11 protein-coding genes are annotated in these 13,751 nt (G+C 64.1%); 6 read left to right on the top strand and 5 right to left on the bottom strand.

Features of this window, described 5'->3' with window-relative positions; all coding sequences use genetic code 11:
- Positions 1-248 precede the first annotated feature (248 nt).
- The 5 genes from NCR37_RS10220 to NCR37_RS10200 all read left to right on the top strand — a co-directional run bounded on the left by NCR37_RS10220 (position 249) and on the right by NCR37_RS10200 (position 6,771).
- Entirely contained in the window at positions 249-1,685 is a 1,437-nt protein-coding gene (locus tag NCR37_RS10220) for a DUF2142 domain-containing protein (RefSeq protein ID WP_250473032.1), read from the top strand.
- Between the two features lie 354 nt (positions 1,686-2,039).
- Entirely contained in the window at positions 2,040-2,768 is a 729-nt protein-coding gene (locus tag NCR37_RS10215; protein ID WP_502800508.1) for a glycosyltransferase family 2 protein, read from the top strand.
- On the top strand, positions 2,765-3,715 hold the full coding sequence (locus NCR37_RS10210; protein WP_250472893.1) for a UDP-glucose 4-epimerase family protein: 951 nt from the start codon (positions 2,765-2,767) through the stop codon (positions 3,713-3,715). Before NCR37_RS10215 ends, NCR37_RS10210 begins: the two co-directional genes overlap by 4 nt.
- Positions 3,716-3,838: 123 nt before the next feature.
- Complete coding sequence (locus NCR37_RS10205) at positions 3,839-4,873, top strand: MraY family glycosyltransferase (RefSeq protein ID WP_250472892.1); 1,035 nt, start codon at positions 3,839-3,841, stop codon at positions 4,871-4,873.
- An 11-nt stretch (positions 4,874-4,884) separates the two neighbouring features.
- Positions 4,885-6,771 carry a polysaccharide biosynthesis protein gene (locus NCR37_RS10200; protein ID WP_250472891.1) on the top strand — a complete coding sequence of 629 codons (1,887 nt, stop codon included), beginning with the start codon at positions 4,885-4,887 and terminating at the stop codon, positions 6,769-6,771.
- Between the two features lie 38 nt (positions 6,772-6,809).
- On the opposite strand, the gene NCR37_RS10195 is transcribed toward NCR37_RS10200, so the two are convergent.
- The 3 genes from NCR37_RS10195 to NCR37_RS10185 form a co-directional block, all read right to left on the bottom strand.
- On the bottom strand, positions 6,810-7,733 hold the full coding sequence (locus NCR37_RS10195) for a LysR family transcriptional regulator (RefSeq protein ID WP_250472890.1): 924 nt from the start codon (positions 7,731-7,733) through the stop codon (positions 6,810-6,812).
- A gap of 93 nt (positions 7,734-7,826) precedes the next feature.
- Positions 7,827-8,414, bottom strand: a complete 588-nt coding sequence (locus tag NCR37_RS10190; RefSeq protein WP_250472889.1) for a phosphatase PAP2 family protein — start codon at positions 8,412-8,414, stop codon at positions 7,827-7,829.
- A 39-nt stretch (positions 8,415-8,453) separates the two neighbouring features.
- The gene (locus NCR37_RS10185; RefSeq protein ID WP_250472888.1) at positions 8,454-9,536 is read right to left on the bottom strand and encodes a GlxA family transcriptional regulator; all 1,083 of its coding nucleotides are present in this window, start codon (positions 9,534-9,536) and stop codon (positions 8,454-8,456) included.
- 282 nt (positions 9,537-9,818) lie between these two features.
- Between NCR37_RS10185 and galU the strand changes: the two genes are divergently transcribed.
- The gene (galU, locus tag NCR37_RS10180) at positions 9,819-10,763 is read left to right on the top strand and encodes a UTP--glucose-1-phosphate uridylyltransferase GalU (protein WP_250472887.1); all 945 of its coding nucleotides are present in this window, start codon (positions 9,819-9,821) and stop codon (positions 10,761-10,763) included.
- 77 nt (positions 10,764-10,840) lie between these two features.
- Here the strand turns inward: galU and NCR37_RS10175 are convergent, their stop codons facing one another.
- Together NCR37_RS10175 and NCR37_RS10170 are read right to left on the bottom strand one after the other, a co-directional pair.
- Positions 10,841-11,293, bottom strand: a complete 453-nt coding sequence (locus NCR37_RS10175) for a GDP-mannose mannosyl hydrolase (RefSeq protein WP_244849145.1) — start codon at positions 11,291-11,293, stop codon at positions 10,841-10,843.
- A 162-nt stretch (positions 11,294-11,455) separates the two neighbouring features.
- Positions 11,456-13,411, bottom strand: a complete 1,956-nt coding sequence (locus NCR37_RS10170) for a hypothetical protein (protein WP_250472886.1) — start codon at positions 13,409-13,411, stop codon at positions 11,456-11,458.
- Positions 13,412-13,751: the final 340 nt, after the last annotated feature.

Below are 13,751 nucleotides of genomic sequence, written 5' to 3'. Positions count from 1 at the left end.
CAAGGCTGCGGCTGGCGAACAAGGGCTGCGCCGGCGTGCGTATTGTAGTCGTAGTGGTCCGCCGCTCGACAACGAGTGCCTGCGCCACGCGACTCGTGACGGCCGGGCAATGCGGCTGCGGTTCGCTCGACAGTGACCGCAGACCAGCGACAGTGGCGCGTTAGAATGCCGGCCACCGGGCTGGATTGGCGGGCACGCGCGGACGAGAAGCCGCCGTGGATCCCGAACTTCAATCGAACACGACTCTCATGCCGACGGAATCCGTTTCAGCGTTTTGCCAGATCGCGCGCCTGCCACTGCCCGTAAAGCTCTGCGCGCTGTTGCTCGCTTACTCGCTGGCCTGTGGGATATTTCTTCTGCTGGCTACGCCACCGTTTCAGACGCCCGATGCGCTCGCGCATTTCTTTCGCTCCGCTCAGATCTCGGAGGGCCATTTATTCGGCCAGAGATACGACGACACGTCGGGCGGGGACGTTGACGCTTCCGCCATTGCTTTTGCGAACGCGTATTCGAAGATGCCGTTTCACGCGGAGGTCAAGGCGACGAGCGCTCTGCGAACGGCCACCGACGACCTCGTCTGGTCCGGGCGCATGGAGAGAGTCAGCTTTCCGAATACCGCAATCTATCCGGCGTTCGCCTACGTGCCGCAGGCTCTCGCCATTGCCGTTGGGCGTGCCGCCGGCATGCGCGTACACAGCACATATGCACTTGCCTGTGCGACGGGGCTTCTGTTCAGCATCGCATCGACGGTTCTGGCTGTCGCGATCTCGCGCCGCACGTCCATTCTGATTTTCGCGACGGCGTTGTTGCCGACAACGATGATGATCTATTCGTCGGTGAGCCAGGAGGTCACTGTGCTGCCGCTCTGCTTCCTCATCATCGCTGCGATGGACAGACTCATTCACGATCAGCGCGCATTCGCCGGCAAGTACGCTGCGCTCGTTGTCGCGGCGCTTGTGATGTGCATATCGGCGCGGCCGCCTCTTGCAGGTTTGGTCGTCATGCTGCTGCATCCGGGCCTGAACATGTCCGATCGACCGGACAGGTATGAGTGGGGTCGCCGCCTAGTTTTCGTTGCGATGACGGTCGCGTTGTCGGCCCTGGCGGTGATTGCCTTCGGATACCACGCGTGGTCCGACTTCGGGCCTTCTCATTCGGTATCGAAGCAACTGCTCTACCTTTCCCGGCATCCGGGCAAAGTGTTTGCGATCGCCGCCACGACCTTGAAGCTGAACGGAGCGTTCTATTTTCAGAGCTTCGTCGGTGCGCTCGGTTGGCTCGACACCTACTTTCGCCGCGGTTATTACGTCGTTGCATTCGTGATGCTTTGTATTGCGTTAGCCGTCGGTTGCCTGATATCCGATGGCGCTCGGAGACGCGAGCGAGCCGCATCAGCGGTGCCGCTTCTGGCGGTCTTCGCAACGATCCTGATGATCTTCGCATCGCTGTACCTCGCGTGGACGGCGGTGAGCGGCCCGGCGGTGATGGGCGTGCAAGGCCGCTACTTCCTCGCGGTTTTCCCGCTGCTCGCACTGGCCTTGCCATCGCTGCATTCGAAGCAGGCCGCGCAATCGCGGAGCCTTATGCGCTGCCGGTCGGTCATGGTTGCGTCTGTCGCGATGTTTCCACTGTTCAGCTTCGCTTCGCTCGTTCCGGTCGTCATTCAGCGTTTCTACCTTCAGTGAACCGGTGCGCCTGCAAACCGGAGTTGATGTACACCGGAGCAAGCCAGTTTCACGATGACAGCGTGATTGCGTCGAGCGCTCGATCTGGACGGCGCGCGCGTGCCCAAACCCACGCAAGAAGGTGCACGAATAACGACTTCCTGCCGCGCGGTCATCTGCGCGAAAATACGACACCGGTCCGTGAAGCGCCCGTATCATCGGCACGGGCAGGTTTTGAACCTCCATCAATGAAGGATGCAGTTGAACGCCGAATTCAATAAGGCCACGCCGCGCCAACCGATAAGCGTCTCTCTCGTCGTCTATCGCCCACACCGTCGGCTTCTCGAGCGCACGCTCCATACGCTGGGTACCGCTTTGACTCCGACGCGCGTTGCCACGCAAGCCGGCTCGACGCCGCTCTATCTCATCAACAACGGAACAGACGAGGCGATAGACTGGTCCGCGCTCGCCGGGCAAGCGCGAATCCAGGTCGAGCTCATCGAAGGCCAGGGCAACGTCGGCTACGGCCGCGGCCACAACCTCGCGATCGAGCGCGCATCGAGCCGTTACCACTTGATCCTGAACCCCGACATCGAACTGGACGCCGACGCACTGAGCCACGCGATCGACTTCATGGACGCGCACCCGGAAGTCGGCCTCCTTTCGCCGCAGATCATCGAAGACGACGGCAGCCGGCAATTCCTCTGCCGCCGCTACCCGACGGTTTTCGACCTGTTCATTCGCGGCTTCCTTCCGCGCAGCCTGCGAGCGCCATTCAAAGCGCGACTCGCGCGATACGAAATGCGCGACGTGATCGGAGACAAGGACATCGTCTGGGACCCGCCCATCGTCAGCGGCTGCTTCATGCTCTTTCGCACGGAAGTCCTGAAAAAGCTCGGCGGGTTTGATCCACGCTATTTCCTCTATTTCGAAGATTACGATCTGAGCCTGCGCACGCACGACGTCGCGCGCGTAGCCTACGTGCCGTCCGTGCGCGTGCTGCATCACGGCGGCGACGCGGCCGGCAAGGGCTGGACGCACATCAAGCTCTTCATCGCGTCGGCGTACAAGTTCTTTAGCCGCTTCGGCTGGAAATGGCTATGACCGGGCGCATCGCCGTTACGGGAGCGAACGGCTTCGTCGGCCGCGCGGTCACGCGGGCGTTGCTCGATGCGGGCAAGGAGCCGCTCGGCATCGTCCGGCAGAAAGCCGGCCCGCAGACCGTGCAGGTTGCTTCGCTCGAAGCCATCACGCCCGCCATCTTCGAAGGCTGCGACGCGGTGATTCACCTCGCCGCGCGCGTGCACGTCATGCGCGACGCCGCCGCCGATCCGCTCGCCGCCTTCCGCGCGGTCAATGTCGACGGCGCGCTGAAGACCGCCGACGCCGCCCGCCGCGCCGGCGCGACGCGCTTCGTCTTCGTGAGCAGCATCAAGGCGCTCGCGGAGTTCGACCACGGCGAGCCGCTGAAGGAAACCGACGAGCGACATCCGCCGGACGCGTATGGCGTCTCCAAAGCGGAAGCCGAAGTCAGGCTTCAGGAGTTCGGCGCGCGCACCGGGCTCGAAATCGTCATCGCGCGTCCGCCGCTCGTCTACGGTCCCGAGGTGCGCGCCAACTTTCTGGCGCTGATGCGGGCCGTCGAGAAGGGCATGCCGCTGCCCATCGGCGCGGTGACGGCGCAAAGAAGCCTCGTCTATGTCGATAACCTGGCGAGCGCGCTCGTCGAATGCGCGACGAATCCCCGCGCGGCCGGCCAGATCTTCCACGTGACCGACGGCGAAGATCCCGGCGTCGCCGAACTCGCGCGGCGGCTCGGGCATCATCTGAAACGTCCGGCGCGTCTTCTGCCCGTGCCGGTCGGGCTGTTGCAGGCGGCGGGGCGCCTCACCGGCAAAACCGCGCAGATCGAGCGGCTCACCGGCAGCTTGCGTGTCGATTCGACCCATATCCGCAATGTGCTAGGCTGGCGCCCCTCGTACTCGCTGGAGGCGGGTCTCGCAGCCACCGCCGCGTGGTTTCTCCAGCAACGTGCGGCACAAGGACGCTGATTCCCGCCGGATCGCGGCGAGATAACGTCCGGTAACAACCGATAAGTGCCGGTAACACGCGGGTCAGCGCGAAACCGGCATCATCGGCTTAGGTTAAAAAACGTACACAAGGCCAATCGGGAAATGAGTGCCTCGCTGTTTCCTTTCCTCGTGCATTCGCCGTGGACAGCAGCCGTATGGGTCGCGGCTGCGTCGCTCGGAGTCTGCGCGTCGATCCTTTTCGCGCTGCTGCGCACCGGTCTCGCGTGGCGGCTCGCCACCGATATCCCGAACGATCGTTCGCTGCACACCCGCCCGACGCCGCGCGTGGGCGGCTGGGGTATCGTGCCGGTCGCCGTCATCGCGATGCTGTTGCTCACGCCGTCGATGTGGCTCGCCGCAGTGCTCGCCGCCGCGCTCGCCGCCGTGTCGCAGATCGATGACCGCCGCGGCCTGCCTGCGCGGGTGCGGTTCGGGGCGCATGTCGCCGCCGTGGCATTGTTGATCGCGCTGAACCCGGCTCCGGTGCCCTGGTGGGCGCTGGTCGCGGTCGGCTTCCTGATGGTCTGGCTCGTCAATCTCTACAACTTCATGGACGGTTCGGACGGGCTCGCGGGCGGCATGGCGCTCATCGGCTTCGGCGGCTACGCGGTCGCGGCGCTATCCGGCCCCGTGCCGCAGATCGATCTGGGCATCGCCAGCGCCGCCATCGCGGGCGCGGCGGCGGGATTTCTGCTCTTCAACTTCCATCCGGCACGAATATTTCTAGGCGATTCAGGGTCGATTCCTCTAGGATTCCTGGCAGGGGCGCTCGGTTATTGGGGCTGGCTGAAGGGCACGTGGCCGGTGTGGTTCCCAGCGCTGGTGTTTGCGCCGTTCATTGGGGATGCATCGGTCACGCTGCTGCGGCGGCTCGCGCGGGGCGAGCAGTTCTGGCAGGCGCATCGCGAGCATTACTATCAGCGCATGGTGCGGCTCGGCGTCGGCCACGCTCGCACCGCGCTCGCGTGGTACGCGCTGATGCTGGCGGGCGTCGCGCTCGCCAACTGGGCGCTCGCGCTTGCGCCAGTGGCGCAGTGGGCGGCGGTCGCGGCCTGGGCTATCGTTCTGGTGGTGGCGGGACTCGCAGTCGATACATACTGGCGGCGCCATGCGGCGCTTGCCTCCGAACACTCTTAAGGTAGTCGCGGATGATTCGATCCAAAGCTTCATGGCTTTCCGCAGGCGCCTTCACGTTCGACCTTTGCGCGGTCGCAGGCACCTGGCTCGCCGCTTACCTAATCCGCTTCAACGGCACGGTGCCGCACGACTTCCGGCACGGCGCGCTGGTTGCGCTGACGTGGGTGCTGCCCGTGTACGGTGTCATGTTCCGCGTCTTCGGGCTGTATCGCGGCATGTGGGTGTTCGCGAGCCTGCCGGATCTGATGCGCATCTCCAAATCGGTCGCGGTCGGCGCGCTCGTCGTGATGATCGGCGCGGTGATGGCGCAGCCCACGCCCGTGATTCCGCGCTCGGTGCTGATCGTCGCGCCGTTGTTTTTGTTCCTTGCGATGGGCGGCGCGCGCGCGCTGTATCGCGCGGGCAAGGAGTTCTATTTGTACGGCGGCCTCGTCGGACAAGGCAAGCCGGTAATCGTGCTCGGCGCGGGCACGGCGGGCGCGATGCTGGCGCGCGAACTCGCGCGGTCGTCGGAATGGCGTCTCGTCGGTCTGCTCGACGACGATCCCGCCAAGCAAGGCCGCGAAGTGCTCGGCCACAAGGTGCTCGGCTCGTTCAGCGACTTGTCGAAGGTCGCGGAGCAGTACAAGACCGACTACGCGATCATCGCGATTCCGTCGTCATCCGTCGACGAGCAGCGGCGCGTCGCGACGCTTTGCGTGCGAGCGGGCGTCAAGGTGATGGTGCTGCCCGCGCTCAACCAGTTGACGCAAGGCGAGGGCGGTTTCCTCTCGCGCGTGCGCCAGATCGACCTCGAAGACCTGCTCGGCCGCGAGCCGGTGAAGATCGACATGCCGCACGTCGAGCAACTGCTGCACGGTCGCGTCGTGATGGTGACGGGTGCGGGCGGTTCCATCGGTTCGGAGCTGTGCCGGCAGATTCTGCGTTTCTCGCCCGCGCAACTCGTCGCCTATGACTTGAGCGAATACGCGATGTATCGCCTGATCGAAGAGTTGCACGAGAAGTTTCCGGACTTCTCGGTAGTGCCGGTGGTCGGCGACGCGAAAGACTCGCTGCTGCTCGATCAGACGATGGCGCGTTTCACGCCGCATATCGTGTTTCATGCGGCGGCCTACAAGCACGTGCCGCTGATGGAAGAACAGAACGCATGGCAGGCCGTGCGCAACAACGTGCTCGGCACGCTGCGCGTCGCGCGGTCGGCAATCCGTCACGACGTGCGGCATTTCGTGCTCATTTCCACGGACAAGGCCGTCAATCCGACCAACGTGATGGGCGCGAGCAAGCGCCTCGCCGAGATGACGTGTCAGGCGTTGCAGCAAACCGCGCCGCGCACGCAGTTCGAGACCGTGCGCTTCGGCAACGTGCTCGGCAGCGCGGGCAGCGTGATCCCGAAGTTCCAGCAGCAGATCGCGAAGGGCGGCCCGGTGACGGTCACGCATCCGGAAATCACGCGCTTCTTCATGACGATTCCCGAAGCCGCGCAGCTGGTCTTGCAGGCATCGAGCATGGGGCGCGGCGGCGAAATCTTCATTCTCGACATGGGGCAGCCGGTGCGCATCGTCGATCTGGCGCGCGACCTGATTCGCCTCTATGGCTACAGTGAAGAGCAGATTCGCATCGTGTTCACGGGTTTGCGTCCGGGCGAAAAGCTCTACGAAGAACTGCTCGCCGACGACGAAACCACCACGCGCACGCCGCATCCGAAGTTGCGCATCGCGCAGGCGCGGGGCGTGCCGGACGGGTTCATCGACGAACTGTTGCCGTGGCTCATGCAGCATCGCGTGCTGTCGGACGACGAAGTGCGCCGCGACCTGCGCAGATGGGTGCCGGAGTATCAGACCGCCGCCGCGCCGGTGCTGCAAAGCGTGCAGGTGACGAAGGCGAAGGCGGCGAACTGATCGTTCGACGGCTAGGACCGCTAGGACCGCTAGGACCGCTAGGACCGTGTTTCGCTCTCCTGAAACGCCGGCAGGCGCGCGTACAGTTCCGCGACCCAGTCGATGAACACGCGCACGCGCCGCGGCTGATGCCGGTTCGCCGCATATAGCACCGACACGACGCGCGGTTGCGCCGGATAGCCCGCGAGCACGCGACGCAACGCGCCGCTTTTCAGATGCGGATCGAGCGTGTAGCTCGAACTCTGGATCAGCCCGAGCCCCGACAGACCGCACGCGATATACGAATCGGCGTCATTGACGGCAATCTTGTACCTGAGCGCGACGGCGCGCGTTTCGCCGTCCACGAGAAATTCCCAGTTGCGCACGCGTCCGGACTTGTTGAGCACATAGCCCACGGCGAGGTGCCGGTCCAGGTCGTCGAGCGTCTGCGGCTCGCCGAATCGCTCGATATAACCCGGCGACGCGCACGTGATCTGCGTGTAAGCGCCGATGCGCTTCGCCACCAGTCCGACATCGCCGATCGCGCCTACGCGCACGACGCAATCGACGGCTTCTTCGACCAGATCCACCTGCCGGTCCGTGAGCACGAGTTCGATGCCGATATCGGGATACGCCGCGAAGAACTCCGGCAGCGCGGGAATGATGGTGTTTTTCGCCATCACTTGCGGCAGGCTCACCTTGACGTTGCCCTTGGGACTCAGCTTCGAATGCGAGAGCGACGCCTCCATGTCGTCGACTTCGCCGAGCACGCGCACGCATCGCTCGTAATAAGCCTCGCCGTCTTCGGTGATGCTGATGCTGCGCGTCGTGCGATTGAGCAGGCGCGCGCCGAGATGCGCTTCGAGCGCCTGGAGCGTTCTCGACACGCTCGCGGGCGGCAGGCGGAGGGCGTCGGCGGCTTTCGAAAAACTGCCCGCCTCGACCACGCGCGCGAACACTTTCATTGCAAGGAAGCGGTCCATCCCGAGATCCCGAATCGTGAATATGAGCCTGTAATCAACCGGATCATACTTGGGATCGCTCGCCGTGCGCCACGCACGGCGTGAGGCGCCGAGTCAGAGGCCGAGCCCCTTGCACAGCCACCACGAGTAATGCTCGATCAGCCGCTGAAACGGCGCGTGATGTCCGTAAGCGATGGACGACACCGCGAGCAGGCCGACGCCCGCCACGACGGCGCGCGGCATCTTGCGCGGCTGCTCGAACACGCGCACGAGCAGCATCGTCGCGATGGCCGCGCCAAGCAGCCAGCCCACGACGACTTCGCTCGGCGTATGCGCGTCCTGAATGATGCGGCTCGCGCCGATCAGCGCCGCGAGGCCAAGACCGCCTGCTGCGCCCAGCCGATACCACCAGCCGCCGAGGCTGCCCGCGAGCAGTCCGCCCGCGACTGTATAGATGGAGGCGGCGAGCATGGTGTGCCCGCTGATCATGCGGAAATTGACCGCGGACAACTCCAGCCCGCAGCCCGCATAGAGAATCTTCGAGAGTCCGACGAGGCCCATGCCGATGCCGAGCAGCACGGCCCAGCGCACGGCAAGGCGCATGTCCACCGAGCGCAGCCAGAGCGCGCAGACCAACGCGAGCGGCAGTAAAAGCGCCGCATCCCCGAGATTCGAAAAAATCCACAGTACCCGTTCTTGCATACGTATCCGTCTTAGGTATCCGTCGATGTGACGATGTTGTTATGAACTGTCCGCCTGCTTTCTGCGGCCGGCGAGCCGATATTCGGTCGGCGAAATCGAAAGCCGCTTGCGGAAAATCTTCGCGAGGCCGTCGCCGCTGCCCGCGCCGCAGCGCCGCGCGATCTTGTCCACCGGCAAGTCCGTCGCAGCGAGCAGCATGCAGCTTGCATCCAGACGCGCCCGCAACAAGTATTCCGACGGCGTAAGCCCGATCTGCGCCTTGAAGCGCCGCAGGAAATTGCGTTCGCTCATGGCCGCGACGCGCGCCGCATCCGTGATGGAAATCGGCTTCACGTAGTTCTCGCGGATCCAGCGCGCCGCAGCGTCGATCTTCTGACGCACGCCGACGCTGTCGCTGTCGTCGAGCACCATGGCTAGCTTCTGCCACGCGCCCGGAATGGACCGCTCCGATACTTCGCGCGCCACGGCCGCGCCGTAATCGCGCTTGACCATCGAGAGCGCCGCGGCGATCGGGCCTTTCGGATCGTCGAGCGTGAGCGTCTGCTCGGCGATGCACAGCGCATTCGATAACGCCGGCGACAGCGCCGACGACAATGCCTGCGCGCCCGGCTCTTCGTTGAAATCGAGAGACCGGTTCTGCAGCGTCAAGTTCGCCGCCGCGAGAATATGCGCGCCTTCGCCGATGGCCTTGATGAACGGAATCTTCGGCGCGACGCGGCCCAACTGCTTTCTCAAGAGCGCGTCCTGCCGAGCCAGCCGCGCACCCGCGCCGCCTGCGATGAAAAGCGCATCGCATTCATTCATCCAGCGCGCTTCGATGCTTTCGGTCCAGATGCGCATCGAGCAGCTGCTTGCAATGCTGCCCCCCACGCTTGACACGAACTGCAGCGAATAGTTCGGCGTGCGCTGCGGGAAAGCGTGCGGCTCCCCACGTTCGACGCCGGCCGCGGGCAGGCGCACTTCATTCGCGAGCGAGAAGACCTCGGAGATCGAACTGACTTCGACGAGCGAGAAGTCCTCGAAAATCAGAATGCCGATCCGCTTCGCGGTGTCGGCGGACGGCGCATGACGTTCGGGCGAGCGCACCGCTTCGAGCCTGCCCGTACCACTGGCGTACATCATCGACTTTCTCCCTTTTTCCCTTTCATCCCCTTTGTTCGCGAAAGAACGTCGAAAGCGGGAAAAGTAAGCACACATGCGACGCACTATACGCGGCAGCGAACAGTCGCCGCGCCGCCAGTCTGAAAATGACGAGGTGTTGGCAGATGATTTCGATATCGGGCGAATAAGCTGATGCCACTCGTGTCGTCTGATGAAATCGGGCGATTGCGACTCTACGAAGAGGCGGCCGCATGCTCACACGGCGTCGCGCTGCCTCGTACAACAATTCAACAAGGTGAGCCGATGCTAAAAGTGCGCAAGGCGGTATTTCCGGTGGCGGGCCTCGGCACGCGATTCCTTCCCGCAACCAAGGCGAGCCCGAAGGAAATGCTTCCGGTGGTGGACAAGCCACTGATTCAATACGCGGTCGAAGAGGCGATGGCCGCGGGTATCACCGAGATGATCTTTGTGACCGGGCGCAGCAAGCGCGCGATCGAAGATCACTTCGACAAGTCGTACGAAATCGAAGCCGAGCTCGAAGCGCGCGGCAAGGAAAAGCTGCTCGAACTCGTGCGCGGCATTTTGCCGAGCCATGTGACCTGCATGTACGTGCGTCAGGCCGAAGCGCTCGGCCTGGGCCACGCGGTGCTGTGCGCGGAGAAGCTCGTCGGCGACGAGCCGTTCGCCGTGGTGCTGGCGGACGACCTGCTCGACGGCCAGCCGCCCGTGCTCGCGCAAATGGTCGACGTGTTCGATCACTATCATTCGTCGGTGATCGGCGTCGAAGAGATCGACCGCAAGGATTCGCGCTCGTACGGCGTGATCGAAGGCAAGCCGTGGGACGACGGCCTCTTCAAGCTCTCGCGCGTGGTCGAAAAGCCGGACCCGGAAGTCGCGCCGTCGAACTTCGGCGTGGTCGGTCGCTATGTGCTGATGCCGCGCATCTTCGAATTCCTGCGTTCGCAGAAGCCCGGCGCGGGCGGCGAAATTCAGTTGACCGATGGAATCGAGGCGCTGCTTTCGCAAGAGCAAGTGCTGGCGTACCGGTATCGCGGCAAGCGCTTTGATTGCGGCAGCAAACTCGGCTATCTGAAGGCGACGGTCGAATTCGCGCTGCGCCACCCTGAAGTGCGCGACGAATTCTCAGAGTACCTGCGCTCGCAGTTCGCACCGGCGCCGGCGCCGGTGATCGAGCCGCTTGAAGTCGAATCCGGTGATGCCGAAGACGAGCTTCCGGTCGATGCCTAAGTCGTGTTGAATACGCTTCGAGGCGCTGATCGCGCCTCGAAGCGGTTATGCAGTTGCCGCGCAGTTGCCCCACGCAGTTACCGAAAATACGCCTTCGTATTTTCGTGCACGTCTTCCCGTGCCAGCAGTTCATCCGCGAGCAGCCACTCGTAGCCGCTATGCTGATCGAACCGTCCGATCGGCACCGAACCACTCAAGCTCATTGCGTAAGCCAGCACGATGTAATGCGTGCCGAACCCCGGCGTTCCCGCGAAATTGTCGTCGTAGCGATGCTCGAAGACGCCATAGAACCGCGCGGACGATCGCTCCGCGCTCGCGACACCCAGTTCGTTATGCACGATGCGCCTGAAGGCCGCATCGAGCGATTCGTCCTTCGCGATCCGTCCGCCCGGAACGAACCACGTGTCCTGCGCGGGCCGGTTACGCCGCTGTCCGACGAGCACGCGCCGGTTGCCGTCCGTCACGATCAGATCGATCGAAACGAGCGGCGCGAGCCGTACCACCGTCATGAAATCCGCTTCGCTCAACATCGCCATTGCGTTGGTCATTTGCTTTAATCGTTATGAATGTTGTTGCCGGTCCCCGCTGAACCGTGTCAGCCCGGCGCGAACAGTGTAGCGTGCGGGTGCATGCCGCAGGCCGCCGCAGCACTGGTATTAAACGACTAAAGATCGCTTAGTCGTGCCATCGACTTATTGGCCGACATAGCCCACTGGTTTCGTGACGTTCGCGCGCATGACATCGGCGTTGGCGGAGACGACGTAGACCGGCGCTTCCGTCAGCTTGAGCGCCACGCGGCCGTCGCTATACGGCATTGTCGATGCGTTGCCCATCATGTCGAACACCGTCACCGTTCCCGACTTACCCGGCGCATCGACGGCGAGACTGTAGTCGACCGCATGCGTCGCGTCGAAACCGTTCGCGCCGGGCCACGAGGCGTTGCTGTGCGTCCAGAGCGCCGTGACCACCTTGCCGCCATTGAGCCGCTGGAAGGCATACGCATAGACGCTCTTGGGCGTGCCGTTCAGGTAACCGAGCGTCGTCGTGCCGTCGATGATGCGCGTCATCGCGGCCACGGCCATGGCGGCCGGCTTCGGGCTGATGAGCTTCTGGCCGTATCCGCCCTGCGCGGTGACGAGATCGAAGAACACGCCGTAGCCCACCTCGGGCGGATCGGCGGCATAGAACACGAAGCTCACGTCCGCGCCTTCGCCGAGCAGCATCAGATGCGTGCGCGCGAGCACCGCGCCTTGCGCGTACAGCACGTTCCAGTTCGGCGTGTTCGTCCCGTACTTGCTGCCGATGTCGTAGCTCACGCCCGTTTCCGTGACGAAGAGCTTCGCGCCCGGCTTCACGACCTCGCTCATCGTGCGGCGCAGTTCGCGCATGGCGGCGGGCATCGCTTTGGCGGCCGTCGCCGGGTTCGCATCGAAGCGTTCCGGCGGATGCGACGGCGATGTGCCCACGTCGTAATAGCCATGCGCGCTCACGCCATCCAGATACTTGCCGATGCCGAGCGGCGCGAGACGCCTGAGCCACGCCGCGTTCGACGCGAGATTCGAAAGCGTCAGCCCCATCACAACGGCGTTCGGATCGCCCGCGTGAATGGCTTCGTGCGTGGCCTTGTACATCGCGACGAGATTGGCGTCGGAGTCGCGCCACGGCAAGCCGCCTTCGTAGTCCGGCTCCCACGTCACCTGATAGTAGTTGTGCGTCTGTCGCGGGAACCAACGCTTCTGCACCGCGTTCGATTCTTCGCCGACGCGCTTCATGTAGTCGCGGTAGGCATCGAGCGATGCGGGCGCGTAGCTGTGCGTGGTCGTCTTCGTCGGGCTCGCCCAGGCGGGAATGCCGTCGAGCTGGATGAGGCGCAGCAGATCACCGGGTTTGAAGAAGGGCGCGAGATTGTCTTTGGATGCGTCGAACGTGTCCGGCCCTTTCTCCTCCGTCATGTACCAGTTGCGGTTGTCGTTGACCCACGCGAGGCCGAGGTCCGGATACAGCGGACGATAGCCGTCGCCCGAGCAGCATCCTTCGCCCGGCTTCAGATAGGCCGCGCCCTGGCCGCCAAAGCGATGCTCGTCTGGATGCGCGAACGTCACGGCGGGCAGCGCAGGCGACACGTCCGGCAGCACGCCGAACGTAGCGATTCCAGCGGGCCGCGTCCCGCGCATAGGCAACGTCTGCTTGCCCGATTCGAGCGATGCGCTCACCGCGAAGTAGCCCGACGCGCGAGACCTGCACGTGAGCGTGACCGTCGCGGCTCTCGCATCGACGGCGAAGCGGCCGCTTGCCTTCACCGTGTTCCATGCGTCGCGGATCTGCCAGTTCACCGTGTCATTGGATGGGGCGCGCGTCGTGATCGCAATGCGCAGCGGCGCGTCGAGCGCAAACATGCGCGTGCCGTCGCTGCCGGGCGTATCGGCTTCGATCATGGCGGCGTTCGCGCTGGTGGCGGCCGTCGCGCTGACCGGCGATGCAGGCGCCTCGCAGCGGAACGCGGGCGTGTCCGACGCCGTGCGTTGCACCGCGACGGCGGGCAACTCGCGCGGCGGGGCTTCGTCGGAGGCCGCCTTGTCGCAGCCGGTGATCGTCAGAAGGGCGGCGCTCGCTATCGCCAGGCGATGCATACGCGGATATAGGTTCATGGTACGAACGTTCGGGTAATGAGCGCGGCAAGCGCGATGTCGGCCCAACGATGGCGCGCGCGGTCACGCGCGACCGTGCGCACACGCACGCGCGGATGCCCTTCGTCGGATGAATGCGTCACGCGGAGAAACGCTTGTTCGCTCCGCTACCGCGCGACATGTCAAAAGTGAAACAGGACAGTCCGCGAAGTCGTTAATGCGCCTGGCGAAACAGTCGGAAAAGCTGACCGATGAATTCTCGCGCGATGCCTGCCTTCAGATCCCTTTCGAACAGGTTCATCCTTCGGACAAACTCGCCGGTTTCACCCGACGATTACATGCAAACCATGAGGCGCGGCGT

This window comes from Caballeronia sp. GAFFF1 (assembly GCF_023630705.1).
In the GTDB taxonomy this organism is placed as follows: Bacteria; Pseudomonadota; Gammaproteobacteria; order Burkholderiales; family Burkholderiaceae; genus Caballeronia.
This window is presented reverse-complemented; position numbering and strand designations above follow the sequence as displayed.